General features: G+C 45.6%; 23 protein-coding genes. 9 read left to right on the top strand and 14 right to left on the bottom strand.

Annotated elements, in window-relative coordinates:
* Window positions 1-9 precede the first annotated feature (9 nt).
* On the bottom strand, window positions 10-1,272 hold the full coding sequence (locus JOE49_RS13370) for a lanthionine synthetase C family protein (RefSeq protein WP_209941500.1): 1,263 nt from the start codon (window positions 1,270-1,272) through the stop codon (window positions 10-12).
* Window positions 1,273-1,348: 76 nt separating this feature from the next.
* Window positions 1,349-1,501, bottom strand: a complete 153-nt coding sequence (locus tag JOE49_RS13365) for an FDLD family class I lanthipeptide (RefSeq protein WP_103048208.1) — start codon at window positions 1,499-1,501, stop codon at window positions 1,349-1,351.
* Between the two features lie 197 nt (window positions 1,502-1,698).
* Here JOE49_RS13365 and JOE49_RS13360 point away from each other — a divergent pair, with 197 nt between their 5' ends.
* Window positions 1,699-3,060, top strand: a complete 1,362-nt coding sequence (locus JOE49_RS13360) for a lanthionine synthetase C family protein (RefSeq protein ID WP_209941499.1) — start codon at window positions 1,699-1,701, stop codon at window positions 3,058-3,060.
* Here the strand turns inward: JOE49_RS13360 and JOE49_RS13355 are convergent, their stop codons facing one another.
* The 5 genes from JOE49_RS13355 to JOE49_RS13335 form a co-directional block, all read right to left on the bottom strand.
* Complete coding sequence (locus tag JOE49_RS13355) at window positions 3,061-3,795, bottom strand: ABC transporter permease (RefSeq protein ID WP_013309463.1); 735 nt, start codon at window positions 3,793-3,795, stop codon at window positions 3,061-3,063. It abuts the gene before it with no gap.
* Window positions 3,796-3,809: 14 nt separating this feature from the next.
* On the bottom strand, window positions 3,810-4,517 hold the full coding sequence (locus JOE49_RS13350) for an ABC transporter permease (RefSeq protein ID WP_209941497.1): 708 nt from the start codon (window positions 4,515-4,517) through the stop codon (window positions 3,810-3,812).
* Entirely contained in the window at window positions 4,514-5,437 is a 924-nt protein-coding gene (locus JOE49_RS13345; protein ID WP_160789486.1) for an ABC transporter ATP-binding protein, read from the bottom strand. Before JOE49_RS13345 ends, JOE49_RS13350 begins: the two co-directional genes overlap by 4 nt.
* Window positions 5,438-5,581: 144 nt before the next feature.
* Window positions 5,582-6,652, bottom strand: a complete 1,071-nt coding sequence (locus JOE49_RS13340; RefSeq protein ID WP_069080729.1) for a sensor histidine kinase — start codon at window positions 6,650-6,652, stop codon at window positions 5,582-5,584.
* The gene (locus JOE49_RS13335; RefSeq protein ID WP_209941495.1) at window positions 6,649-7,368 is read right to left on the bottom strand and encodes a response regulator transcription factor; all 720 of its coding nucleotides are present in this window, start codon (window positions 7,366-7,368) and stop codon (window positions 6,649-6,651) included. The genes JOE49_RS13340 and JOE49_RS13335 overlap by 4 nt, the downstream gene beginning before the upstream one ends.
* A 164-nt stretch (window positions 7,369-7,532) precedes the next feature.
* Between JOE49_RS13335 and yhbH the strand changes: the two genes are divergently transcribed.
* The 3 genes from yhbH (at window position 7,533) to JOE49_RS13320 (ending at window position 11,384) form a co-directional block, all read left to right on the top strand.
* Window positions 7,533-8,699, top strand: coding sequence for a sporulation protein YhbH (gene yhbH / locus JOE49_RS13330; RefSeq protein ID WP_023987828.1), 1,167 nt, complete (start codon window positions 7,533-7,535; stop codon window positions 8,697-8,699).
* Entirely contained in the window at window positions 8,696-10,138 is a 1,443-nt protein-coding gene (locus JOE49_RS13325) for a SpoVR family protein (RefSeq protein ID WP_160790070.1), read from the top strand. Before yhbH ends, JOE49_RS13325 begins: the two co-directional genes overlap by 4 nt.
* Before the next feature lie 214 nt (window positions 10,139-10,352).
* The gene (locus tag JOE49_RS13320) at window positions 10,353-11,384 is read left to right on the top strand and encodes an aromatic ring-hydroxylating oxygenase subunit alpha (RefSeq protein ID WP_209941493.1); all 1,032 of its coding nucleotides are present in this window, start codon (window positions 10,353-10,355) and stop codon (window positions 11,382-11,384) included.
* Here JOE49_RS13320 and JOE49_RS13315 read toward each other — a convergent pair.
* The 7 genes from JOE49_RS13315 to JOE49_RS13285 form a co-directional block, all read right to left on the bottom strand.
* Window positions 11,371-12,552, bottom strand: a complete 1,182-nt coding sequence (locus JOE49_RS13315; protein WP_209941492.1) for a TolB-like translocation protein — start codon at window positions 12,550-12,552, stop codon at window positions 11,371-11,373. The two genes, JOE49_RS13320 and JOE49_RS13315, sit on opposite strands and share 14 nt — an antisense overlap.
* A gap of 122 nt (window positions 12,553-12,674) precedes the next feature.
* A complete protein-coding gene (locus tag JOE49_RS13310) occupies window positions 12,675-14,258 on the bottom strand; it encodes a sensor histidine kinase (protein ID WP_209941489.1) in 1,584 nt (527 codons plus the stop codon).
* Window positions 14,255-14,941 (bottom strand): response regulator transcription factor, encoded by a 687-nt coding sequence (locus tag JOE49_RS13305; protein WP_025723943.1) that lies wholly within the window; start codon window positions 14,939-14,941, stop codon window positions 14,255-14,257. The genes JOE49_RS13310 and JOE49_RS13305 overlap by 4 nt, the downstream gene beginning before the upstream one ends.
* 34 nt (window positions 14,942-14,975) lie before the next feature.
* The gene (locus JOE49_RS13300; RefSeq protein WP_209941488.1) at window positions 14,976-16,511 is read right to left on the bottom strand and encodes a PucR family transcriptional regulator; all 1,536 of its coding nucleotides are present in this window, start codon (window positions 16,509-16,511) and stop codon (window positions 14,976-14,978) included.
* A 258-nt stretch (window positions 16,512-16,769) separates the two neighbouring features.
* Window positions 16,770-17,396 (bottom strand): aspartate/glutamate racemase family protein, encoded by a 627-nt coding sequence (locus JOE49_RS13295; protein WP_209941486.1) that lies wholly within the window; start codon window positions 17,394-17,396, stop codon window positions 16,770-16,772.
* A gap of 15 nt (window positions 17,397-17,411) precedes the next feature.
* Window positions 17,412-18,362, bottom strand: a complete 951-nt coding sequence (locus JOE49_RS13290) for an aminopeptidase (RefSeq protein WP_209941484.1) — start codon at window positions 18,360-18,362, stop codon at window positions 17,412-17,414.
* A gap of 26 nt (window positions 18,363-18,388) precedes the next feature.
* On the bottom strand, window positions 18,389-19,084 hold the full coding sequence (locus JOE49_RS13285) for an AroM family protein (protein ID WP_034095005.1): 696 nt from the start codon (window positions 19,082-19,084) through the stop codon (window positions 18,389-18,391).
* A gap of 326 nt (window positions 19,085-19,410) precedes the next feature.
* Here JOE49_RS13285 and JOE49_RS13280 point away from each other — a divergent pair, with 326 nt between their 5' ends.
* From JOE49_RS13280 to JOE49_RS13260, 5 genes are all read left to right on the top strand, one after another.
* Window positions 19,411-20,112, top strand: a complete 702-nt coding sequence (locus JOE49_RS13280) for a response regulator transcription factor (protein ID WP_245248377.1) — start codon at window positions 19,411-19,413, stop codon at window positions 20,110-20,112.
* On the top strand, window positions 20,109-21,470 hold the full coding sequence (locus JOE49_RS13275; RefSeq protein WP_209941482.1) for a sensor histidine kinase: 1,362 nt from the start codon (window positions 20,109-20,111) through the stop codon (window positions 21,468-21,470). Before JOE49_RS13280 ends, JOE49_RS13275 begins: the two co-directional genes overlap by 4 nt.
* A gap of 22 nt (window positions 21,471-21,492) precedes the next feature.
* The gene (locus JOE49_RS13270) at window positions 21,493-22,086 is read left to right on the top strand and encodes a PepSY domain-containing protein (protein ID WP_209941481.1); all 594 of its coding nucleotides are present in this window, start codon (window positions 21,493-21,495) and stop codon (window positions 22,084-22,086) included.
* Between the two features lie 119 nt (window positions 22,087-22,205).
* The gene (locus JOE49_RS13265) at window positions 22,206-22,757 is read left to right on the top strand and encodes a PepSY domain-containing protein (RefSeq protein ID WP_023987815.1); all 552 of its coding nucleotides are present in this window, start codon (window positions 22,206-22,208) and stop codon (window positions 22,755-22,757) included.
* 205 nt (window positions 22,758-22,962) lie between these two features.
* Window positions 22,963-23,973: an aminoglycoside phosphotransferase family protein gene (locus JOE49_RS13260; protein ID WP_209941479.1), complete on the top strand. Its 1,011-nt coding sequence runs from the start codon at window positions 22,963-22,965 to the stop codon at window positions 23,971-23,973.
* The last annotated feature ends 4 nt before the right edge of the window (window positions 23,974-23,977 follow it).

Below are 23,977 nucleotides of genomic sequence, written 5' to 3'. Positions count from 1 at the left end.
AGAGCGCCCTTAAGAAATTAGAAACAATTCACTCCATCTCCCTGAATATTTAGGATGTTCTTTCCCAATTCCATAGTCCAGCAAACTTAACGCAATCCCTGTTGCTCCTTGCAGTATTCCTACATTATGAACATGAGTTGTCCCCTCCAAATCCCGGTATCCAAATGGGAGCTCTTCATCGTATAAATTTACTAACTTTAAAGCTATCTTATCGGCAAAGTGTAAGGCTGCTATATTACCGGTTAAGCTATAGAATCTATGAGCCATATGAAGCAAACCGGCCAACCCGTGACAGAAAGTAGGGGATAGCGCGTTTAGTAGCTCATCATCTAAGCAAAATATGGATTCCATAGCTTTTTCCGCTATCTTTTTCCATTCTTCATTACTGCACTCAATTCCTGCTCTGAATAATGTCCAAGCTATTCCAAAGGTTCCATGACACCAGCCTTCAATTTCTCTCATCCCTACTTTTTTCTCTCTCTTGTTCATTGAAGACGCTTGAGAGTTTACAGGCCAATACCAGCCATATTGATCCTCCTGAATTTGAATAAGCAAAAAATCAGCTATATGTTTTATAGCCTCATGTAGTCCTTCAACTTTGATCTTTTTTTGTAGGGCAGTGACAAGCAGTGCAAGTATTCCGGTGATACCATGCGCCAAACCTAGATGGATTGAAGCCGAATCTTCCCTTGACGACAAATGTATATATTCAGGTATAAAGTGCGTAATGGTGTCTAATAATTGACGAGACAGATCACACATCGTCTTGTCTTCAGCAACCTCCAGAGTGTATCTGCCCACTCCGAGCAGCCCATTGATGATATCCATTTGCCTACTGAACTCTGTAATTGTGCCAATTACAGGTAAATCCCCCCACTTTACTTCAATATACTTATTAAGCTGAGAGATTAGTTTGTTATAATTAGCTCTGTTATTGGAAGCTAATAATATGCCATAAGCTACTCCTGTTGTTCCATAATAAAGAGAAATACGAGGCAATAATAATAGAGAGTTAGTATCTAAGTACCGTAACTGACTATGCACATGCTCTGCCCAATTTTGATCTGGCTCCAGGTAACCCCATTCGGACAACAGCGCAAACACACCCGGAATTCCATCGGCAAGCGAGCCAGGATTCCAAGGGGGATTTCCACGTGAAGGTGAAAGGTTGTTTGTATGATTAACTATCTTTTCTGTATATGATAGGTCTATTAGCTTTTGTGCTATATACTTACTGATTTCAACTGATCTCCCCTTCAAATCTTCAACCATAAATCCTTCCCTCATTTTCGTAACTGGAAAAGACACGGTTATAGAAACCGTGCCTTTTTTCCATGTATTTTCGTTATTAACACGTTTTGCAGAAGGTAAGACTAACTTGACAATTCAAAGTACCTGTTGCACATGAAGGAGTACAGATAAGACCACTGGCTGGTTGAACTCCTTTTGGAGCAACCTCATTTTTAGCTACTTGCAAGTCCAGATCAAATTGATTTTTCATCTTGTTACCTCCTTTTATTTTTTACAATTTTATTATAAGTTATATAATCTTAACTAGACTTTATATAATTCTTACATTTGTCTTAATTTCAACGAGTACATTTAAGATAAACCTTCATTATTTTTTAGTATTTTTAAGGACAACACACTAGATTTTAGTGACAATATAATGAAGAAAAAAATAATGGAGGCTTTCATATGAAAATTGATAGTTTTGTTATACAACAATCCGACCAAGTTCGTGCAAGAGATATTAGTAAAAAAATTGCTTTACGTCTATGCGAGCCCGAATCCGTCTATGCAGCAGTCCATGCGGAACACAATGTTTCGCCAGAAACAAAGTACCACCCATGGGGAGAAACTTCACTTTCGCATGGTTATCCTGGTAACATTCATTTACTATCGCAATGGCGTGCTACAGACCCTTCGTATGATTGGAATAAAGCCATACATTTGAACATGGCTCAGATCCAATCCTCGCTTGCTAAAAATGGTCTTAACGATCTCTCTCTTTACAGTGGCTGGGCAGGCATCGCTTCTTCCGTAAGAGAGGCTTCTAATCATGGAGAAAACTACAGCAATTTTTTACAGCAAATCCATCAATGGATGATTCCTCAGACAGAACAATGGCTTCAGTTAAATACAGAACAATTAAGTCTGTGCGAAGGTATGCCCATGCAAGCCTTTGATACGATTTCAGGAGCATCCGGGATTGGAAGATATATTTTGATGAACACAAACAATCCTATCTGTACTCCTCTTGTTGAGCCTATTCTTCAATTTCTTACCGATCTTACACATCCCATACATATTCACAATCGTTATGTCCCAGGGTGGTACTCTCCGCAAAAGTTTCAATTTTTAGACCGGGATAAACGTAACTATCCTCTGGGCAATTTTAATTGTGGAATGGCACACGGTATTCCTGGACCGTTGGCTTTATTATCTGTAGCTTACAGTGCTGGAATTGAAGTAAAAGGCCAATATCAAGCGATCGAAACCATTACGGAATGGTTGCTTAAGTATAAATATGAAGATACCTACGGCTACTACTGGCCTCATGTCGTTCCATTTGAAGCTGAAACAGGCTCTTTGCAGTTTGATATACAACGAGCAAGAGAAGCATGGTGTTACGGTACCCCCGGCATTGCCTGTACCCTATTTCTTGCCGGAAAGGCTCTCCATAACGATAATCTGCAAAAATTGGCTGTGAAAGCTTGTGTCGGTGCAATCTCCTATGAGATAGCTAAGCGGGAAATGGACTCTTCTGCACTCTGTCACGGTCTTGCCGGATTACTTACCATCTCTTGGCGAATGTGGTGTCATAGTAAAGAGCCTGCTTTTCTCCCGCTTATTCAACAGTTAACAAATTGTCTGCTTGATCGCTTTCAAATGGATAGCCCACTAGGATATCTGGACCCCGAGCCAAGGGCAGATGGCTCTTTAACTTGGCTGACAAAAGCGGGCATGCTTGAAGGCGTTGCTGGGATTGCAGCTGCTTTATTAAGTGTTTCTGAGAACAAAGAGATCGGTTGGGATTACATCCTCATGCTATCCTAACTACAACCAGTCCCTATTCACAAACATCTTTCTTCCACCATACAGATAGGCTAAAAACGTAAAAATGACAATCAGTCCGAGACTGTAAGGCTCAACTCTGGGTGCATAAGTCGCTGTTTGCGGCATCATAATATAATAAGGAATCGTAAAAGGAAACCACGCACCTATGGAAGAGTGAAAGCCTGTTATAACAATATTAGGAACCACACAACAAATGGACATTCCCAGAGAAGCTCCAAAATTCCGAATTTTTATCGAGAGCATAAGCTGTAGTGCTGCCAGGGGAAAAATCCCGAGCCACCCTCCCAAACCGGTAGAAAGAACGACAGACCAAGGGATCTCTCCTGGAGCACCTGCTATATTTCCACTTACAAAATAGCCTACTATAAATATAAGCTGATCCAGACCCAGTATGAGAATGAGCAATATATATTTTGCATAATAAATTTGCTGACGAGGATACGGGCTGCTCAATAAAATCTTCCATCCTCCATCCCGGTGCTCGTACGCACACAAAAGAGAAGCAATAATTCCACAATAGAGCGGATAAAAAAACATAGAGTGAAATTGCGCTGAATAAGTATATAAAGTTAACCAACTGGGTGAAAAAAACTGCTTCAAATCATTCAGTTCCAGGACTCCCATTAAAGAATTTATGATCGCATCCAATATAATGAGAATCCAAACCATGATCCATTGAAGCTTTATTGTCTCCACGCGTAAAATAGAGCCCATGTATCTTTTCCTCTCTATTTGAATTCATGCTTGGTAAACTGTAGTGTACCAAGTCCCGTAAAGATGACTCCTGCACTTAAAGCAACGATCACCCAAATCATGTGTTCCTTCATCAGAGGACTTGATAATGCAGGGTACGACCAAGGCAATATTTTAATCCACAGAATACTTGTGCGTGCCAAAAACAAGCTTGCAATTGAACCGAATATACCAAACGCTAATGGGAATGCCTGATTAGTGAAAAGCGTAGACAGCCAAAGTTGAATTGCAAGTACTGGTAGGGTAGCCAAGCTTGCATTAATCGGCTGTAACAACATGATCCGCCAAGGAATGGGTTCGTTTGTATATAACACCCAGATGAGGCTCATACCTGCTACAGTGATCAAGGCGGTACCCAACTGCAGAATCACAATCCATACGATTTTGGATAAATAGATATAACTTCTGGGAACAGGCATGGCCATAAGCTGCTTCCATGTTTGAGTATCATGCTCTGTACCGGCCATAATGCTCGCCAAAAGTGTACCGCCAAGCAGCATCACAAACGAAAGGAACATAAACATAACGGCAAAACCAGCGTAGACACCTCCCGGTCCTTGCCGAAAGTAAAGATACCATTCCACAGCAGTCATGCCTGTAAGTACACACCCCTGTATAAGAGGAATCCACCAGCATATTTTCTTCAGCTTAAGCCCCTCTGCCTTTATAGCCCGGAGTATCATAAGCTTCGCTCCTTACCTGTCAGTTCCAGGAATATCTCCTCCAATGTTTTTTTCTTCTCTGTGACCCGATAAATGGGATGATTGTGTTCCACAAGCACCTTGATCATCTCCGAAGATTGTTGCCGATCTACAATAGGAGTCACGATCTCATTTTGTTCAATCGATTCTGCCCCGGCCGTCCACCCATGCTGAATCAGTGCACCGGCAGCCAGAACAGGATCTGGGGTTTCAATGAATAATTGAGGCTTGCTTTTGGCGGTGAGTTCCTTCATCGTTCCCTGGAAGATCATTTCACCCTGATTAATAATTCCTACATAGGTTGCAATCTGCTCAATTTCGCTTAATAAATGGCTCGAAACTAGTACCGTCATTCCGTAAGCGCCAGGGAGGCTCATAATTAACTCCCGAATTTCCTGAATACCAGACGGGTCCAAACCATTCGTCGGTTCATCAAGTATCAATAATTTGGGGTTGGCAATAAGCGCCATAGCAATCCCCAGTCTTTGTCGCATCCCCAAGGAATATCCCTTTACCGGACGATACGCATCCTTGGTTAATCTCACTAAATCCAGCACTTCATGAATTCTTCGGGTCGGCAGTCCACGCATGGTTGTAACGATTTCTAAATTTCGATATGCGGATAAATGGGCATAATAGGCAGGTGATTCAACCAAGGAACCAATATCCTTCAATATTTCCATACGCTGATCCTTCAGCTTTTTCCCAAAAATCTCAATTTCCCCGGATGTGGATTTAATCAGCCCAAGTAGCATACGAATCGTGGTTGTTTTACCCGCTCCATTAGGTCCTAAAAATCCATAAATCTGCTGTCCGGGTACCTGGAGATTTATTCGTTTTACAAATTCCCGTTTTCCAAAACGCCTAGTTAGCTGCTGTGTATGTATTACATATTCAGACATTTCCTGATCTCCTCTCGACTTCTAATGCTGAAGCTTAAGTTACATACAGTTTACTGAAGTAAAGTAAACATCAGGTAAACAGTCCCTAAACAACAGGCAAAAAAACCGAGCAAACTGCAAAATGTGAGATCAAATGTTAAAAAGTTAGATGTTTAGCGGCAGTGAAATCTCCATCCTAGTACCCGCTTTACTGCCTGAAAGGATATGAAGCGTTCCGTTATGCGCCTCAATAAAGCTTTTGGCAATAGGTATTCCATGCCCTTGGGAATGAGATACCTGCATGTACTCATTGGAATTCATTCCTATTCCGTCGTCTTCGATAGAAATATGAAGCTTATCGTTCGCTTTGCTTACTTCCATGGAAACGTGTGTACCTGGAGGATTATGAATGATAGCATTAATCAAAAAATTCTGCAGCGCTCTGCCTAATAATTTACTATCGAAGGGCATAATACATGCCGCGTCCATTGACGTAAAAGAAAATTCGTATTGCTCGGCTGAAGGATGGTTAGCGATATCTATGACTGTACTACGGAGAAACTCCACAATGTCCTCCTTCTCCAATTGGATTGGCAATGGACCTTCCTTAAGCTGCATAGAAGCATTCAAATCCTGAATCAACTGCTTCATTTCCGTCACTTTCTCACTGATACCCATACTAAAGCTTCTTCTTTCTTCATCAGACCAGTCATACTCTTGAGCAGTTAGCATAGCCGCATATCCTTCAATATAAGATAATGGTGTTTTGAGATCATGGCTTACACCTGCTACCCACTGCTGTTTTCGTTTCTCTAATTCCACTCTCTCTTCCTCATTGCTGCGCAATTGAGCCGATAAGATGTTCATTTGTTCAAAAACTTCTTTATACAATTGATACGGAGGTTTATAACTATTTTTCTGATTTTTTTTGCCCTCCGGCAGTTCCAGTTCACTTAGCGGCGCTTGAAATTCCCCTGTCGCAATATTTCCAATCCATTTAATTACATACACCAAAGGTTTGCCTATATACCATCCGTAGGCAGCTATGAACACAACACTCTGCACGATACCAAGTCCTGTCCAGAATAGATCAATATTTATATTTTGAGATGCTCCAAATATACTTTTTATAAAAATATATAAGATCGTGCAAATAACAAAACATAGGACATAGGCCAGTACAAAGCATAACGTTACTTTCATAAAGCGAAAGGACATCTTAACCAGAGAGTTCATTCTTGCTCCCCCATCTTGACTGACATCATTTTATAACCAAGCCCTCTTACATTGATTAAAAATTGCGGGTGCTTGGGATCAGGTTCTATTTTTTTCCGCAAACGGGAGATATGAATCACTACGGTCTTCTCATCACCCAAGAAGGCCTCGCTCCATATCGCCTCATAAAGCTGCCGTACACTGAAAATACGGTTAGGATGCTTGCACAGAAATACCAGCAGTAGCCATTCACGTGCCGGACAATCGACCTGCTTGTCCTCCACATACAATACACCGGATTCCAGTTCCAGACGAAAATATCCAAAATCTAAAGTGCGTAAGGTCGGTTTCATGGCCACTGTCGAAACTTTCCGATATTTCATTCGAGCTTTTATACGCGCAACGACTTCCAGCGGGTTAAACGGTTTGGTAATATAATCGTCCCCTCCGATACCAAACCCCATTAATTTGTCTAGGTCTGTATCTCTTGCCGTCAAAAAAAGAATAGGGGCATCCGTATATAGACGCATTTGACGACACACCTCAAACCCATCGTTATCAGGCAGCATAACATCAAGTACAATCACATCCACATGAGATTCCATCACGACTTGCAGCGCTTCCCGACCCGTTGCAGCATGCTTGACTTGAAGGAATCCTTCTTTTTTTAACACCGTTGTCAGCATATCCCGCAACCCCTGCTCATCGTCTACTATAAGTACTGCAATTTCTTCCATAACCCAAGGTTCTCCATTCTTTTTTTACATTTTTTACTTTCATTATAAAAGCAAACGGGCAGAATTTAAATCGAGTTCCATCACATATCGTTCATCCCCGTGAATATACTTAATAACCAACAAGGCCAAACTGTGCCGTGTATCCACTTGGGGGGTGCCTAATAATGCCGGAACCACGCCAGCCATATTCATTCGTCGTATCCCGCGAAGATTGGTCGCTGCATCGCAAAGGGTACCAGGACCAGCAACGTCATCAGCAGAAGGTCAAAGATGTCATTAAGCAAAATCTACCCGATCTGATAACGGAAGAAAATATTATTATGTCGGACGGTCAACAGATTATTAAAGTGCCGATTCGCAGTCTGGATGAATATCGCTTCATTTATAACTATCAAAAGCAAAAGCATGTAGGCCAAGGGGATGGAGATAGTCAGGTGGGGGATGTCATCGGACGTGATCCTGCCTCCCAGAAGCCTGGTAAAGGTGAGAAAGCCGGCGATCAGCCGGGACACGATATTATGGAAACGGAAGTCAGCATAGAAGAACTGGAAGATATGCTGTTTGAGGAAATGGAATTGCCGAATTTACAGCAAAAAGACAAGGATCAAATTGAGGTTGAATCTATCGTATTTAATGATATACGTAAAAAAGGCATGCAAGCGAACATTGACAAGAAACGAACCATTCTCGAAAATCTGCGCCGCAACGCCCGTGAGGGGAAACCGGGCATTCATCATATTAGTCCGGACGATCTTCGCTACAAAACATGGGAAGAGAAGACCATTCCCCAATCCAACGCGGTGATTATAGCTATGATGGACACCTCAGGTTCGATGGGCTCTTTTGAAAAATATTGCGCTCGCAGCTTCTTTTTCTGGATGACCCGCTTTTTGCGCCGTCAGTACGAAAAGGTGGAAATTGTCTTTCTCGCGCATCATACCGAGGCTAAAGAGGTTACAGAGGAAGAATTTTTTACCCGCGGAGAAAGTGGCGGCACGATCTGCTCTTCGGCTTATTTGAAAGCACTGGAGATTATCGACAAACGATATCCTCCTTCCAGCTACAATATTTATCCCTTCCATTTCTCGGATGGCGATAACCTGACCTCGGACAATGAGCGGTGTGTGAAGCTAATCGAGGAACTTATAAAGCGGAGCAATATGTTCGGCTATGGAGAAGTGAATCAATATAATCGCAGCAGCACGCTGATGTCAGCCTACAAGAATATTAAAAAGGATCAGTTTATGTACTATGTCATCAAGGAAAAAGGTGAGGTATACCAAGCCTTACGTACCTTTTTTCGCAAACGGGAAGGGGGATCGGTGGGATGAGTACCGACCAGAAGGAGCTAGAATATGCGATATCAGAAATTATGGAGATTGCCGATGGATTCGGGCTCGATTACTACCCGATGCGGTATGAGATTTGTCCGGCGGATATTGTATACACGTTCGGAGCCTATGGTATGCCCACGCGCTTCAGCCACTGGAGTTTTGGAAAAACATTTCACAAGATGAAAATGCAGTACGATTTTGGATTGAGCAAAATCTATGAGCTGGTCATTAACTCCAATCCCTGCTATGCCTTCCTGCTGGAAGGAAATTCTTTGGTGCAAAATAAACTGATTGTCGCCCATGTACTGGCACACTGTGATTTTTTCAAACACAACGCTCGCTTCTCAGCTTCTAATCGCAATATGGTAGAGAGTATGTCGGCCACAGCAGATCGAATCAACAGCTATGAAATGGAATACGGGTCAGAGGCTGTGGAATCATTCATTGACTCTGTACTGGCGATACAAGAGCATGTAGACCCACAGATCATCAAACCAAGGCATCTGGATAAACAGCGTTACATGGAGCTCAAAATTCGGGAGCAGAAAGAACCCGGAAAACGCCAGCGTCCCCCTGGACCTTACGATGATCTGTGGTCACTGGACACAGTGAAGCAGCATAATCCAGCCGAGACCGAGGGCATCAAGATACGCCAGTTTCCACCGGAACCTGAAAAAGATATCGTCTGGTTTATTCAGGAATTCTCGGAGGTACTGGAGGACTGGCAGCGGGATATTATGACGATGCTACGGGACGAAATGCTGTATTTCTGGCCCCAAATGGAGACCAAAATCATGAATGAAGGCTGGGCCTCCTATTGGCACCAGCGGATTGTAAGGGAACTGGATTTAACCGGGGAGGAAACCGTTGAATTTGCGATGCTGAACGCTTCTGTCGTACAGCCTTCCAAGCAAAGCCTGAACCCGTACTATTTGGGACTGAAAATATTTGAGGATATTGAAAAACGATGGGATAACCCAACCCGTGAGGAGCAAGAGCGACAAGGACGCAAACCGGGCGAAGGACGCGCTAAAATGTTCGAGGTACGAGAGTTCGACTCAGACACCTCTTTTATACGCAATTACATGACCAAGAAACTGACAGAGGATTTGGATCTGTACGTGTTTGAGAAACGGGGACCCGATTGGAAAATTACCGATAAATCCTGGGAAAACATACGGGATCAGCTCGTGTTTTCACGTGTGAATGGAGGCTCCCCTTATATCGTCGTCGAGGATGGAGATTACCTGCATACGGGCGAGTTGAAGCTCAAGCACCAGTACGAAGGCATTGAGCTGGATTTAAAATATATGGAGCGCACACTTCCGTATGTATATCAGCTGTGGGGGCGCACCGTTCATTTGGAAACATTGATTGAGGGAAAGCTCGCCTTATTCTCATATGACGGTAAGAAACATCATCGTAAGTTTGTATAGTCATACAAAATCAAATAGCCAGCCTAATTTAAAAAAGGGGCATTCCTAAAAAGGATATGCGCCTTTTTTTACTATTTCATACAACCTTAAGCGACCTTCGTTTCTTGCCAATTTCAGGACACCTGTTTCGTTTTGGATCAGGGGTGTATTATACTAATATGATAAATGACCCATGGGTCATAATTGAGAAGCAGAACAAGGAGCGTTGATATAGATGAACACCCATCCCAGCTTTCGTGAAGTTCGTGAAAGTGATCAGCAGGTATTCCCGATTGCCTGGTACGCCGTTGGCTGGTCCAAGGAGCTAAAAAATAAACCGCTTAAAAAGCGACTGCTTGGCAAAGATATTGTCCTGTACCGTGATGATCATCGTCAGGTACATGCCATCCATGCTTATTGCCCGCACCGAGGAGCTGATTTATCGCTCGGCTATTGTCAAAGCGGGCACATCACATGCCCATATCATGCATGGTCTTTCGATGAGAGTGGGCAGTGTGTGGATATTCCGGCACACCCGGGACGGGCTATTCCTGAGTTTGCTCATACCTATGCCTATCCCGCGATTGAAAAAGCCGGCCTGCTGTGGGTATATCCTCAGGCCGTTGGCTCAAAGTCTGAGATAAACTCAGAGATGGGGACATCCACGTCCCCACCTCCCTTGGAGATTTTTCCCGAGATGGAGGACCCCTCTCTCATTTTGTCTCCCTACGATTCCGTGTGGAAGGCACATCTGACGAGAGTTGTGGAGAGCGTGCTGGATGTCGCTCATTTGCCAATTGTCCATAACAAAACGATCGGTAAAAAATCCTCCACCGACATTCATATCGAGTTTGAAGCGGATGACAATCATATTCGAGTGAAAAACGGGAAAGGTCTATTGCAATATACCTTTCCACAGCAATGGATTTTGACTCCCGCAAAAGAAGGACGCAGCAAGTTTATTAATTTCGTCACCTTCACTCCGATTGAGCAAGAGTTAACTGCCATCTACGGACTGGCTGGACGTAATTTTGCCAGATTTGTACCGGGTATGAGCCACATTTTTTCCAGATACAGTGGCAAGGTGCTGGAAGAGGATCGGGCCGTGGTGGAAAGCCAGCATCCGCGTCCAATCCCAGAAGCGCTGCGAATGGAGGCACACGTCCCCGCTGATGGACCTCAGGTTCGGTTTCGCAACCGCTGGTATGATTTCCTTGTCAACGATGAGCCTCGTGTACGACTGGGTCCAGAAACTACTTCCTCTTAAATTCGACGATGTAGCTTTGATTGAGCTGTTTTCCACCTTCCGAGATGTTCTGGTACATGGATAAAAACCGGGCGGATGGGCTCCATACCGTTGGGCTGTCATAGGATTGGATATCGGTCGTAACCGGAGTGGTTTTACCCGTGGACTGGTCAAATACATACAGCCCTCTCATGCCTTGCTGATCCTCATCATAAATGGAATAAGCAAGCTTGGACCCGTCGCTGGACCAGCTTCCACGACTCATTAAAGTGCCTTGACCGACGATTCCTTTCTCTTTGCCCTGTTCATCCAAAATGATCATACGGGCTGGTTCGGATGTATTCCATTTCCGTTTTTCAATGGCAATTGACTTACCATCAGGCGACACGGCAAAGGACATGGCCCCCTCTGCAATGGTCACAGCCTGAGGATGATTGAGGGTGAACCGATTCAGCACCGGATACCCTTGTTTATCACTGCCTGTATAAAATATGGCGTTACCCACTTTTTCGACATGAGACATCAATTCAGAGCGATTTGGATCTTGAAAACTCAATTCTTTAGCTTTTCCGTCCAGACCAATCAGCTGGATTTTACCATCCGGTGTGCCTGTAATGAGATCATTCTCATCGCTCCAGCTCACTTCGTTAGTCATATCCAGCTTGCCGATCGATGTAACCTTACCACTGCTTAGTTCCAAAATGTAGCCCTGAATATCATATTTGCTGCTGGTGCTACCTTCAGTAAAAAAGACATGGCGCTGATCCGGTGATACCACAGCAAGTAACTGTGGAGCCTTACGACCTGGTGTTAAAATCCGCTCCTTGTCTGTCTCTACATTATGAATCCACAGCTGGGTTTTACGCTCCACAATCAGCTCTTCGTCGCTCAGCCAAGACCTCGCGTAGACATCCCCCAGCCTGTCGATAGACGATACCACCAGCTCGTCCGTTACTTGCTGCTGGGCTGCATCCGTGTCAATCACAGTAAGCTGTTGCCCCGGTTTCATACCGGATGCTGGATTTGTCTCTCCTGCGCTCTTTATGCCGCAACCGCTGAACAATCCCCCGGCGATTAAGCCGGTCATGAGCACCCCCGTGGCTTTCTGTCTGAAAACTCTTGTACGGGAATCTTCGCGATGAGAGGAGCCGTTCTTTTGCCCATAGCTGCCTATGTTTTTCTTTATCATGTACAACGGCCTCCTTGTTAACGATACCCCCAGTTTAATGCCCGAACATCTCATGAATACATCGGATTGTTTCCAAATTGTAAACAAGACACCATTTTAGCCCTGTGCTAACAGTTGGCCGTTTACAGGGAGCCATCGTGAACCAAGAGAGGGAGTCTAAGCGAAAATTCATTCCCACTTACATTTGTATGCCCGTTGTCATTTTCCAACCCACTATGATCTGAAGCTGTAAGCTGCAACTCTCCCCCCATGCGCTCCGCTAGTCTGCGCGCCAGAGGAAGACCGAGTCCCGTACCGCTGTCCTGACGAGATCGATCACGACTTAAGGTAGCAAACGGCTCAAAAATCATGTCCCATTGCTCCCTAGGAATCCATGGGCCGGAATTGCGTATACACACAATCACGGTGTCCTGTTCCACTCGATTCGATAACGTAATCCATCCACCGTCCCGATTGTACTTCACTGCATTATCCAGCAAATTCAGTACAATATGCATCAGATGCTTAGGGTCTCCCCACACCTGGGCAGGAACGGTATCTATCGAAAAATTCAGTCTACGCGCTGCCGCTTTTCCTCGAATACGGCTCCCTGCATCTTCCAGTAACGAATGCAGTTTCACAGCCTCCGTATGCAATTCAAAATCATATTTATCCAGCACAGATAGCCGCAGCGAGTCCTCGACAAGCTCGTATAACCGTTTTGTTTCCTTACTGATACTTTCTCTCGCTTCACGCACCAGTTCAGGATCATCCCCATACATATCCAGTAAATCAGCATAAGCCTGAATAGAGGTTAATGGAGTCTTTAGTTCATGACTGATATTTCCAATAAAAGATTTTTGCTGCTGCTCCAGCTCTCTCAAACGCTGAACCGCTTCTTCCAGCCGAAGCTTTTCGTTTTCCAGCGCGGTAATGCTCTCCCGGATCACATGACTCATCTGGAGCATTCCTTCATCCAGCCTTCCCAGCTCGTCCTGCCGCCGCAGCAGTCTGGCTTCTGGATAGTGCCCTGTCGATATCTGCTCGGAAGCGCGAGTCAGTCGTCCGATATCTCTCGTCTGGCGGCTGACATAGCCTAAGCCCAAAATAAAGCTCAATACCAGCACCGCACCCCCTGTCCATAGAAACAACTGGGCAATGGCCTGGTAGAACTGCTGCTGCGCTTCTGTTGAGCTATGAAGCTGTACCACTCCCAGTAAGCCGTCCGGACCTTGAAGCGGAGCCAAATAGGTGACTGCGCTACCTTCCGTAATATACGCAATTTTGCCTTGGAGCGCATAGGAAAGGGCCTGGCTGACATTTGTTCTAAAAGCCAGCGGTAGAGAATTGCCAACCTCATGCCCCTGACCATCATATAGAATAACGCGCATATTGCTGGATACGCCCAGTTCCACTGCGAGTTGGGGCGCCTGCTTCTTCATGAAGCCTTCCGGTGATTGGCGCACTCCCAACAGGTAAGACTGTTTTACACGCATTTCTACAATTTCGGCCTGGCGCTTTAAACTGCGTTCCATTTGGTCTGTCTGGTTAGCGCGAATGCCAGTAAGCACGAGCCAGCTCAGCACACCGACAGTAAACAGCAGCAAAGCCGCCAGTACCAGGGGAAATTTCCAACGCAGGCTTAAGCCTGTAGGTTTGCGTTTGCGTTTCTGTTGGTCGGTGGACCGCAAGCTTCCTTGCTGATGGAGTGAATGATGTTCGTTCACGTCATTTTCTCTGCCTTATAGCCGATACCATACACGGTCTGCAATATCGCCTGATGCGGCTCAAGCTTCTTGCGCAAGCGCTGGATATGAATATCCACCGTACGCGTTCCGCCCACATAATCGAAGCTCCATACCTGCTCTAGCAGCTCGTCCCGTGTATACACCCTCCCGGCATGAGACACCAACAGCGCCAGCACATCAAACTCCTTGGGGGTCAGATCCAGCGCTATGGCTCCAAGTTCAGCCGTTCGGCTGGACGGACGTACCCGTAATGGGCCGAGTACCATTTCTGTTCCTTCCGGGGCAGGCGCTCCTTCTCGCTCCAGTCTCCGTACCAATGCTTTAATACGAGCGAGCAGCTCCCTTAGGTCAAACGGTTTGCTCATAAAATCGTCCGCACCCAGCTCCAGCCCGAGTACCTTATCAACGATATCGTTTTTGGCCGTCAGCAGTAAAATACCGATGCCCTTCCGACTTTCCAAACGGCGGCACACCTCATATCCACCCAGTTTGGGCATCATCACATCCAGTATGAGCACATCCGGGTGGAACAAACGCACTTTTTCCAAGGCGTCCTCCCCATCAACAGCAGTTTCCACCAAAAAACCCTCTCGCTTTAACGCATAAGCCAGCGCATTCCGAATGCTCGCCTCATCGTCCGCTATCAGTATTTTTTTATCCATGTCCTGCCCTCCCTGCATTAAAAAAACGCTCCAGCTACCTATGTTCCCGCAAATAATAATGAATCAGACATGTATGACATATAAACTGCTCACGTGGATCGTTAAGATCAAAATCCGTCATGTCGCGTATCCGTTCCAATCTGTATTTTACTGAGTTACGATGTATAAAAAGATAATTGGCTGTATCTACCAGACTGCCCCTGTTTTCCAAATAATAAAATAACGTTTTGAGTAAGTCACTGCCATGTGAGCGATCATATTGCTGAAGTCTCCCCAGCTTGCGTTCAAACAAATTTGAAAATTCCTCTTTGTCCATCGCTTCTCCAAGCATATAGTGCATCTCTATATCGCTGTATTTGCATACACGTTTATCAGGATACAGCCGCTGGGCTACAGTAATGGCACGACGTGCTTCATTGTAGCTTTGCAGCAGCTCCCATAACTTTTTGGCACTTCCGATGCCTAAATAATAATCGGCGGTACCCCAGGCTTTTTCAGTTGACCAGTTTTTCAGCGTATCACTCCAGGACGTCTCCTGATCAGAGCCAGGTGCGTTCTGATGATCATTCGGCTGAAGAGTCGGCAGAAATAATATCGCACGATTTGAACGGAACTCAATATGAGACACCACACGCCGTCGGGTCGATTCCATACTCAATAACCCAGAAAGAATCTCTTCTGGCGGAGCCGTAGCACTTTCCAGTACAGCCACCTCCCAGTTATATTCCGGGTTGAATCCCAATTGACGACCTCTCCGCTCAACCTCATGCCGCACCGGCAACGGAGGTGTCATGAGCTCATCTATAAAATTCCCCCGTAGTCGGCTTTCCGTATCTTCTACTGCCTTTTCACGCATTAATTCTAACGCCATCACCAGCCGTGCCTGCTCAATACCAACCTGCTCCATATCATCCAATTCATTGCGGGCAATGACCAACTTGGCGACTGTACGTTTATCCACACTAATGGGAAAATGACGAGCATCTTGTACCTTCGCCCAATCCCAATCTTGTGGTGAAGTGACAATGGCTTGACCACCATTATCAACCAAAGCAACCGGAGCTTTAAAAAGCTCTGCTATATTATCGCTTACAGCCTGTATGCCACTGTTCTCCAGCACCATCGTCGTTAACGTTCGATAGATTTCTTCCGAACGTCGCAGCAGCTCTGCCTGTCGGTTCAACACCATATCCATGACACGCTGCGTAATATCCGTATAGGGAATATCGGCTGGAATCTCAATCACAGGAAGGCCGCAGGCATTGCTTTCTTCAAGCGCACTGCGGGGAATTTCCGTGAGAAAGCGGGTAGGCTTGATCACAAGTGCCGCCGCCCCGCCCTGATGCAGTAATTGAATAATTTGACACAATACCTCAGGCTCATGACGGATCGAATAAGCCGTTGTCATCAACAATACACCTTCCCGAACCCAGCCTTTCAGGTCAGGGACTTCCATAATGTCAATAAACCGGACAACCCGGTTTAGCCCTTGTTCTCCGCTTAATACCTTCGCCTCCTTCAACACGGGTATTGCCATGAGCTCTTGAACTGTTACACCCGGTATTTTCATAAAGACAGACCACCCTGCTATTTATTTTGCAAAATCCTTAGTTCATCTAATTTTCAGGATAGTGTACCAAAAAAGTGTACAAAACAAAACCTTTTACCGCTTGGTCAAGTCTATCCACACCAGTCCAGTCCTATCTTTAGGAGTTCAATGGAACATAAATAAACCGCCCTTTTCTGGAAAAGGCGGTTTATTTTAATATTCAACTATTTATAATGAAGTTTAAGAACTATCCTGCTTGTACCCCACACGAAGTGTCTGCTAGCGTACCGAAACAGCTGCACCCAACGCCACAATCGGGTCAATAGTCCGAATCCCTAGTGTACGCTCCAGCTCTGGCGCAAAGTTCATCGTTACAAAACCTGTACAGGCAAGTACAATTACCTCAGCCCCCTTCTCCTGAAGCCGTAACGCTGCTGCCATAGCTGCCTCTTTACCTTGTGGAGTGTTCAAGTCCAGTGTCGTCTGCACACCTATGGGACGCTCTGTACCGATATAGGAATCGCCCAAAATGCGGCGAATCAGCGGCGGAGCCTCCTCCAAAATGGTCAACACGCCTACACGGCTGGCCGATGTCAGAGCCAAGAGTGCCGCACAGGACCCCGCCCCGTATACAGGTACAGATACAGCCTGACGAGTTTCCTCTAGCGCCGGATCAGCCGCGCAGCTAATACCGATAGACGTACAGCCTTGTTCAACGAGTTGTTGCGCCGCGAGCACAATTTTAGGCACCGCTTCCCGGTCTGTGATATCATCGTAGATTCCTTTCGGCTGATCGGGGATACACACACTGGTGACAGGCAGCCCGTAGCGCTGCTCAATGACCCGGCCGTGAAGGTCGATAGCTGCTTTGTCCTGCATGGTAAGCACTCTGATCATTCCAAGCATGATAACTTCCTCCCTTTATCGCTCTAGCAACTGACCAGCCTTCATAATCAGACGATCATCCAGATATACATCCGGTTTTTGTACGACTCCGTCAATATGTACACCCGCAGCGATAGTTCCCCCGAAGGTATTATTGCTGCCAAAAGCGACATGAATCGTGCCATATACTTTCTCGTCCTCTAACACAACACCTGTAATGCGGGCTTTATCATTCGTTCCAATGCCAAATTCGGCCAGCATTCTACCATCGCCTTCGCCGAGCATATCCAACAGGGACTGTCCGGCTTCCCCTTCTGCGGTGATTAATCTACCATTTTGCACCGTCAGCAGCAGTGGCTCTTTTAAGGCACCGATTCCTGCTACAGAACCGTCCACCACAATCTGACCCTGTGCCACTCCTTCCAGCGGAGCAATATACGCTTCACCTGAAGGCAGGTTCCCCGATTCGCCAGGATTCAAATACATACCTGTGCTGGGAACGCCGTTGCGCCCTTCTATGGTAAAGTTCAGACTATATCCTTCCTTTTCAATCCGTACCTGCTTGGCAGCAGTCAGCAATGCGGTCACCTCTTCGGTCAGCGCCTTGACCTTCGGATAATCAGCAGCAATTGCTCCATTCATGAACATATCGTCTGTCATGCCTGGCATGGTCGCCAGGCGTGCTCCAGCAGCTGCGGCTTGCTTACGGGCACTTGTATGTGTCAGCGAATACCGGGTGACACATACAACAACGTTGGAGCGAAGCATGGCTTCGGCAACAGGGGCCGGAGGCTCCTCGCCCGATTTAGAGCGAACCTTCATCGTCAAAATAGCTGCTTCTGCCCCCAGTGCCTTGCCAGCTTCATATATGGACTCGCCCAATTCTTTTTTATCATCGTCGGTTACGACCAGAAGCGTCTCTCCAGCGGTAAGTCCCAAACATTTTTGCAATACATTTTTACTGATTTCAATACGTTGTTGACTCATAGTTCTTACCTCCAATTTTTAGCTCCTTACACCATTTCCGATACCAGTTTGCCAATCAAGGCATTGGACAATACAACGGGAACCCCTGAGTAATGCGCCGCTAGCTCTCTATGCGTTTCCGTATAGCCCATGCAATCCAGTACGATCAGATCGGCTTGATTCTTGAACTGTCCTGCTGCTCGGCGAAATTCTTCCTCACTGCCACTGTAAGGCGAGGCTGCCGCAAACTCTGGATTCAATCCATAAGGGCTGAATTTAAGCTTGAGGTTGTTCTTCTGTTCTTCGAGCGGTCCAATGAGACCCAACCTTCTTCCGCTGGACATGGCCTTTAGTACAGGAGGAAGCACATGATCTGGCTCAATTAGAAAAGCGCTTCGGGTATGCAATCCAGGAAACACACCGGTACAGAGTAGCAAAATAGTACGTATGCCTTGCTCCTCCAAACGTGTGATTTTGTCTTGGAGCAGTGGCTGGATTTTTTCGCGTGAAATGACCACCGACTCCCCGGTCGTCAAGCGCGAGGTTAATACATATTCTCCCGGTGACGGTGATAGATGCTGTTGTATATAGTCCAATGAGAGCCCATCTAGCGCACCGGCCTGTACCAGCTCTGCCCGTCCTTCCAATGCCCTTTCTACGATAGGGGCCACATCTGACCGGGGGGCTTGCCCAATCGTAATCATCCCAAGCTTATGCATTTTGAATCCCTGCTTTCGCTTCATTTTATTTTACGCTCCTGGCGACAAAGGGCAAGCTCGCGGTCTGCCCTTATTTCGGTTCTGGTGAATAGTTTTAATTTATGTTACTGCAACTTTCCTCACATAGACAATGTTCGTCCTGACCAAAACAAAGGCTTGTTTGTTGTGCATAAAGGATAAAAAAACAAAATCATAGCGTTACCATTACATTTTATTCCTTTTTAATGTCAAGAAATATAACGCAGCATAAACATCTCTTCCCTCACTGCCCTGCGCTTTGAAGTGCCTTACCTGTCCGTATATGCTAAAATACTTCCGTATCGGCTATTCGCCTACAGGAGGGCATGATCATGAAACAATCTATTTTGATCGTAGAAGACGAAGAAAAGATTGCCCGGCTTCTAGAGATCGAACTTCAATTTGAAGGCTATCAAGTATGTAAAGAAAAAAACGGAATTGATGGGCTGGAGACGTATTGCAAAGGCAATTGGGATCTAGTGTTGCTGGATATTATGATTCCCGGTCTCAATGGCATCGAGCTACTTCGTAGGATTCGTAAGCATGATGCGAACGTTCCTGTCATTTTGCTGACGGCTAAAAGTTCCATTGCAGATAAGGTCGAGGGACTCGATTTGGGAGCCAATGATTATGTTACCAAACCATTTGTGATCGAAGAGTTGCTTGCACGTGTACGGGCCGCACTCAGAGTGGGTGCAACGAAAGACACGGCTCCACAAGGGGTAGATAAATGGCTTAGTGCCGGGGATTTACGTCTCCATGAAGGTACTCGTGAAGTTCTTCGAGGAGAGCACAACATTGAGCTTACACCGCGAGAGTTTGACTTGCTCGTTCATTTACTCAGACACCAGCGGCAGGTACTTAGCCGTGAACAATTACTGGAAAATGTATGGGGCATAGATTATATGGGCGATACCAATGTGGTCGATGTGTATATTCGCTACGTGCGCAATAAAATCGACCCTACGCGCCAGCTCCCTGAGCTTATCCATACTGTACGCGGAATTGGTTATGTACTGAAGGAATCTTTATGAAGCTACAAAACAAAATCCATACGTACACCTCGTTATTATTCGCGGTCTTACTTGTAGCCATTAATTTTTCGATCTATTTCCTATTCAGCCAATTTTCGATAGACAATCGAAAAGACCAGGTAGAGGCCGCAGCAGAGAACATAGTTCGTGGGATTCAACGTGCTCCGGTATCCGTAGCCGCTGAGGATCTTCTCCGAGCCTATGTACCGCTGGATGGCATGCTTCGGCTGATGAAACCAGAAGGCGACTTTCTTCCCCCTATCACCTCTTCTTCCGAGCAATCTCTTAGCTTGATGAAGGGCGTTTTTGATGAAACACGGCAGGTTCGCATGATTACCTATGAAAGCAATCGTTACATTCTTGTATCGCTCCCCATGATTTGGACCAATGGCAAGGTTGTCAATCTCCAGGTGACCGAAAGTCTGCAACCGACGATGCAGACGCTACAGGTACTCAGAATCGTACTTGTGGCTGTCACTGGAATTGCGCTCATTCCTGTCGTGGTGTCGGGAAGGCTGCTCGGCAGACTGATCACATGTCCAATTACATCTATGATTAGCACGATGAAAGAAATTCAGCGCAGCGGGAAATTTAAACGTCTTCCGCTCAATTCATCATCACGCGACGAACTGGTCGAAATGGGAGAAACATTTAATGACATGATTGAACTGCTGGAGCGGAATTTCGTCAGGCAAGAACAATTTGTATCTAATGCGTCCCATGAATTGAAGACACCGCTCACCATTATTGAAAGTTATGCCAGTCTGCTCAAACGGCGGGGGTTGCAGCATCCCAACATTTTCGCCGAATCCGTTGAAGCGATCCATTCCGAGGCGATTCGAATGAAGGACATGGCAGAGCAGCTTCTTCTGTTGGCCAGAAACGAAGAACAATGGAATGTCGCGCTGGAGCCTGTACGCCTGACCAGAATAGCGACAGAATTAAAAGCTACATTTGAAAATGCGTTCGCCCGACAAATTCAACTGGATGTACAGGCAGACTGCATTGGCTATACCGATGAAAATAAGCTGAAGCAGCTGCTATTTATCTTTTTGGATAATGCACGCAAATACAGTGACGAGCCGATACACCTGATGATTGATACGGTGGGCGGTACAGCTCAACCCTGCATAAGAATCACAGATCAAGGAATTGGAATCCCGGAAGAAAAGTTATCTAAAGTATTCGACCGCTTCTATCGTGTGGATGAAGCCAGAAGCCGCGAGGAAGGTGGGGCTGGGCTAGGCTTATCATTGGCTACAGGAATTGCACAAGCTATACATGCTCAAATTGGGCTAGAAAGTGTAGAGGGGAGCGGAACAACTGCAACGATCATCCTCCCTACCATTCCAAAATAATAAGCCAAAGGAGGGAATAACGATGAAAGCCATCTATGTGTGGGTGATTGGAGGTACGCTGGCGGCTGTGTTGATTACAATTTGTCTTTTACAGTGGCCTTGGGCACGGTCGTTAGCAGCTTCTCCATTGGAAGAAAAGGCCGTCATCCAATCCGTTTTGCATCAGTATCCCGGCGAGGTGCTCGAATCCCAACGCTTGGGTGATTTTTATCTGATCAGGCTGGAACGCGCCAAAGGGAAGTACGATATAAAAGCCAATGCCTATGACGGTGTCATCGACTCCATTAAGCGGATACAGGTTTATACAGATGCGAAGCAGGAGCCCCAAGACCACAATCCTGGTAACTCACCAACCAGAGACACATCGAATCCAGCTAATAAACCTGACCCGGTTTCTCTCGTTATTACAGAGAAAGAAGCAGCCAAGCTTGCTGCCAAAGCAGTTAACGGAACATCCGATGATATTGAGCTTCATCGCAACGACAAAGGCCTCTACTATCTGGTTGAGGTTGAGGTAAAAGATGGGCGTGAAGCAGTAGTACAGGTCAATGCAGTATCGGGCTCTATCGACTCTATAACGTGGGAAAAAGAAAAACAGGAGCACAACGAATTATGACGACTTGATGATCATCTCAGCTCATGTTTTCTCATAGTTTTCTCATGATTCTATTATGTTCCTCTCATGTTCAAGAGATAAGCTGTATTCATGCTTATAGCACAAGGAGGAATTATGTAATGAAAAAAAACTATACATTAGGAATTATGGCAGCCACGGTTCTGCTTGGAGTTACAGTTACGGGTGTCTCAGCGAATGCCGTATGGGCCGCTAAACCTACGGGCCTTATTGGAGCGACCGCCGCTGCCAACATTGCCAAGAAGGCTGTGGGGAATAATGCACAAGTTGAAGATGTCGAACTGGAGCGCAAGAACGGAAAAGTCTACTATGAGGTGGATCTCCAGCAAGGGGATAAAGATTGGGATATAGATGTTGATGCTTATACTGGGAAAACCATCCGTTCCCATTCTGAGCTTGATCATGACTCGAATGACGAGTCCTCCCTTAACAAGCCAAATCACATCACCCTGACTGAAAAACAGGCTGGACAAATTGCGCTTAAGCACGTACCCGGGAGTACCCTTTTGTCTTCTAAATTGGATAAGGAAGATGGACAGTTCATCTACGAGGTAAAGGTACTCACCAACGAAGGAACCGTTGAGCTTGAAATCCATGCATCATCTGGCGCAATCGTGGATACAGACGAAGATGATGATGACAACGAATATTAATCACCTAGGTCATAATCAGGGTAACTAAATACAGAGCTAATTAAAACGGAGCAGCGAACTTTCGCTGCTCCGTTTTTTTGACCAATGTGACATAGGAAAAGAACGAAGATGGCTTCATAAACTGCACCTATTATTTCTTCATGAATAGACTGATAACTAACAGAGGATTACCTTTTTCTTCAATCCAAAGTCAAGTGAGGTTCTTATGGCGAAATCCTATACTAAAGCACAGATTCGCAAAATCACCCGTCGTTTCGGCCTGATCCCGTTAAAATCAAGCTTAGTCTCATCATTATACCGAAAAAATGCAGTGATCCAGGTGAAAACGAAAAAGGGAACTTATGCATTAAAGCCCTTTAGTCGTACAAAGATGATCCGTTCAAATACGATTCAACAGATGGAACGAGCTGCGAGTCATATAAGGCTTTTGAAAAAGAGAAAGTATACCTACATGCCCGCATGGCTCCCCACTCATTCCGGTAAGTTATGGACTCTATATCAAGGAACGCCATTTTATGTAAGTCAGTGGATCAAAGGACGGGGACTGGAGACCGCTGAAGATTTCGAAAAACTGGGGCGGGCACTTGCCACACTTCACGCCACCTCCACCGGCTTGCATCGGATGGATAAAGAAAAGTCCCCTCCGACCATTCAACAATTACGGATATGGAAAAACCAGGATCGTCTTTTTCAAAGAAAAATGATAAAAAACTGTCGCCATGATAAAACGTACCGCAACTGGTACAATGCTCACGGCGAAGACTGCAAACGTTTATCCAGGCGAGCATGGAAGGATTTGCAGGATGCATCCATCATAAGGCTGCTTCGGATGGAACATCGGCATCCCTCCTTGATACACAGTGATATCACTACCCCAAATGTCATTATTTCGGATGACGGTCATCTCAAAATCATTGATTGGGATCGGGTTAAGATCGGCTCAGTCTATGCTGATTTGGCAAAGGCCCTTATGAATACGACTCAATTCAATCCTGAATTTGTGCAATCCTTGCTGAAGGGATACCAAAAGCGTAAACCACTAAGCCGTACTGAACGGAAGATTGTTACAGCTTTATTTAAACTACCACGAGAAGCCTGGCATGCTTCCCGACACCCGAATCGTTCAAGAGATCGCGAAATCCTGGACAATTGGGATCAGTCGTGGCCTCTTCGATTACAAATCATCCATATTTTGCAGGAGTGGGCTCATGTATAAAAGA

Origin of the sequence: Paenibacillus sp. PvR133, assembly GCF_017833155.1 — a bacterium.
In the GTDB taxonomy this organism is placed as follows: domain Bacteria; phylum Bacillota; class Bacilli; order Paenibacillales; family Paenibacillaceae; genus Paenibacillus; species Paenibacillus polymyxa_B.
Note: the sequence above shows the minus strand (reverse complement) of the source record. Positions and strands in the feature narration are given on the sequence as shown.

What these genes read in the sequence shown, in the direction of transcription:
- JOE49_RS13370 (WP_209941500.1), bottom strand. Translation starts at nt 1,272, where the DNA reads ATGGTTGAAGATTTGAAGGGGAGATCAGTTGAAATCAGTAAGTATATA.
- JOE49_RS13365 (WP_103048208.1), bottom strand. Translation starts at nt 1,501, where the DNA reads ATGAAAAATCAATTTGATCTGGACTTGCAAGTAGCTAAAAATGAGGTT.
- JOE49_RS13360 (WP_209941499.1), top strand. Translation starts at nt 1,699, where the DNA reads ATGAAAATTGATAGTTTTGTTATACAACAATCCGACCAAGTTCGTGCA.
- JOE49_RS13355 (WP_013309463.1), bottom strand. Translation starts at nt 3,795, where the DNA reads ATGGGCTCTATTTTACGCGTGGAGACAATAAAGCTTCAATGGATCATG.
- JOE49_RS13350 (WP_209941497.1), bottom strand. Translation starts at nt 4,517, where the DNA reads ATGATACTCCGGGCTATAAAGGCAGAGGGGCTTAAGCTGAAGAAAATA.
- JOE49_RS13345 (WP_160789486.1), bottom strand. Translation starts at nt 5,437, where the DNA reads ATGTCTGAATATGTAATACATACACAGCAGCTAACTAGGCGTTTTGGA.
- JOE49_RS13340 (WP_069080729.1), bottom strand. Translation starts at nt 6,652, where the DNA reads ATGAACTCTCTGGTTAAGATGTCCTTTCGCTTTATGAAAGTAACGTTA.
- JOE49_RS13335 (WP_209941495.1), bottom strand. Translation starts at nt 7,368, where the DNA reads ATGGAAGAAATTGCAGTACTTATAGTAGACGATGAGCAGGGGTTGCGG.
- yhbH (WP_023987828.1), top strand. Translation starts at nt 7,533, where the DNA reads ATGCCGGAACCACGCCAGCCATATTCATTCGTCGTATCCCGCGAAGAT.
- JOE49_RS13325 (WP_160790070.1), top strand. Translation starts at nt 8,696, where the DNA reads ATGAGTACCGACCAGAAGGAGCTAGAATATGCGATATCAGAAATTATG.
- JOE49_RS13320 (WP_209941493.1), top strand. Translation starts at nt 10,353, where the DNA reads ATGAACACCCATCCCAGCTTTCGTGAAGTTCGTGAAAGTGATCAGCAG.
- JOE49_RS13315 (WP_209941492.1), bottom strand. Translation starts at nt 12,552, where the DNA reads ATGATAAAGAAAAACATAGGCAGCTATGGGCAAAAGAACGGCTCCTCT.
- JOE49_RS13305 (WP_025723943.1), bottom strand. Translation starts at nt 14,941, where the DNA reads ATGGATAAAAAAATACTGATAGCGGACGATGAGGCGAGCATTCGGAAT.
- JOE49_RS13300 (WP_209941488.1), bottom strand. Translation starts at nt 16,511, where the DNA reads ATGAAAATACCGGGTGTAACAGTTCAAGAGCTCATGGCAATACCCGTG.
- JOE49_RS13295 (WP_209941486.1), bottom strand. Translation starts at nt 17,396, where the DNA reads ATGCTTGGAATGATCAGAGTGCTTACCATGCAGGACAAAGCAGCTATC.
- JOE49_RS13290 (WP_209941484.1), bottom strand. Translation starts at nt 18,362, where the DNA reads ATGAGTCAACAACGTATTGAAATCAGTAAAAATGTATTGCAAAAATGT.
- JOE49_RS13285 (WP_034095005.1), bottom strand. Translation starts at nt 19,084, where the DNA reads ATGAAGCGAAAGCAGGGATTCAAAATGCATAAGCTTGGGATGATTACG.
- JOE49_RS13280 (WP_245248377.1), top strand. Translation starts at nt 19,411, where the DNA reads ATGAAACAATCTATTTTGATCGTAGAAGACGAAGAAAAGATTGCCCGG.
- JOE49_RS13275 (WP_209941482.1), top strand. Translation starts at nt 20,109, where the DNA reads ATGAAGCTACAAAACAAAATCCATACGTACACCTCGTTATTATTCGCG.
- JOE49_RS13270 (WP_209941481.1), top strand. Translation starts at nt 21,493, where the DNA reads ATGAAAGCCATCTATGTGTGGGTGATTGGAGGTACGCTGGCGGCTGTG.
- JOE49_RS13265 (WP_023987815.1), top strand. Translation starts at nt 22,206, where the DNA reads ATGAAAAAAAACTATACATTAGGAATTATGGCAGCCACGGTTCTGCTT.
- JOE49_RS13260 (WP_209941479.1), top strand. Translation starts at nt 22,963, where the DNA reads ATGGCGAAATCCTATACTAAAGCACAGATTCGCAAAATCACCCGTCGT.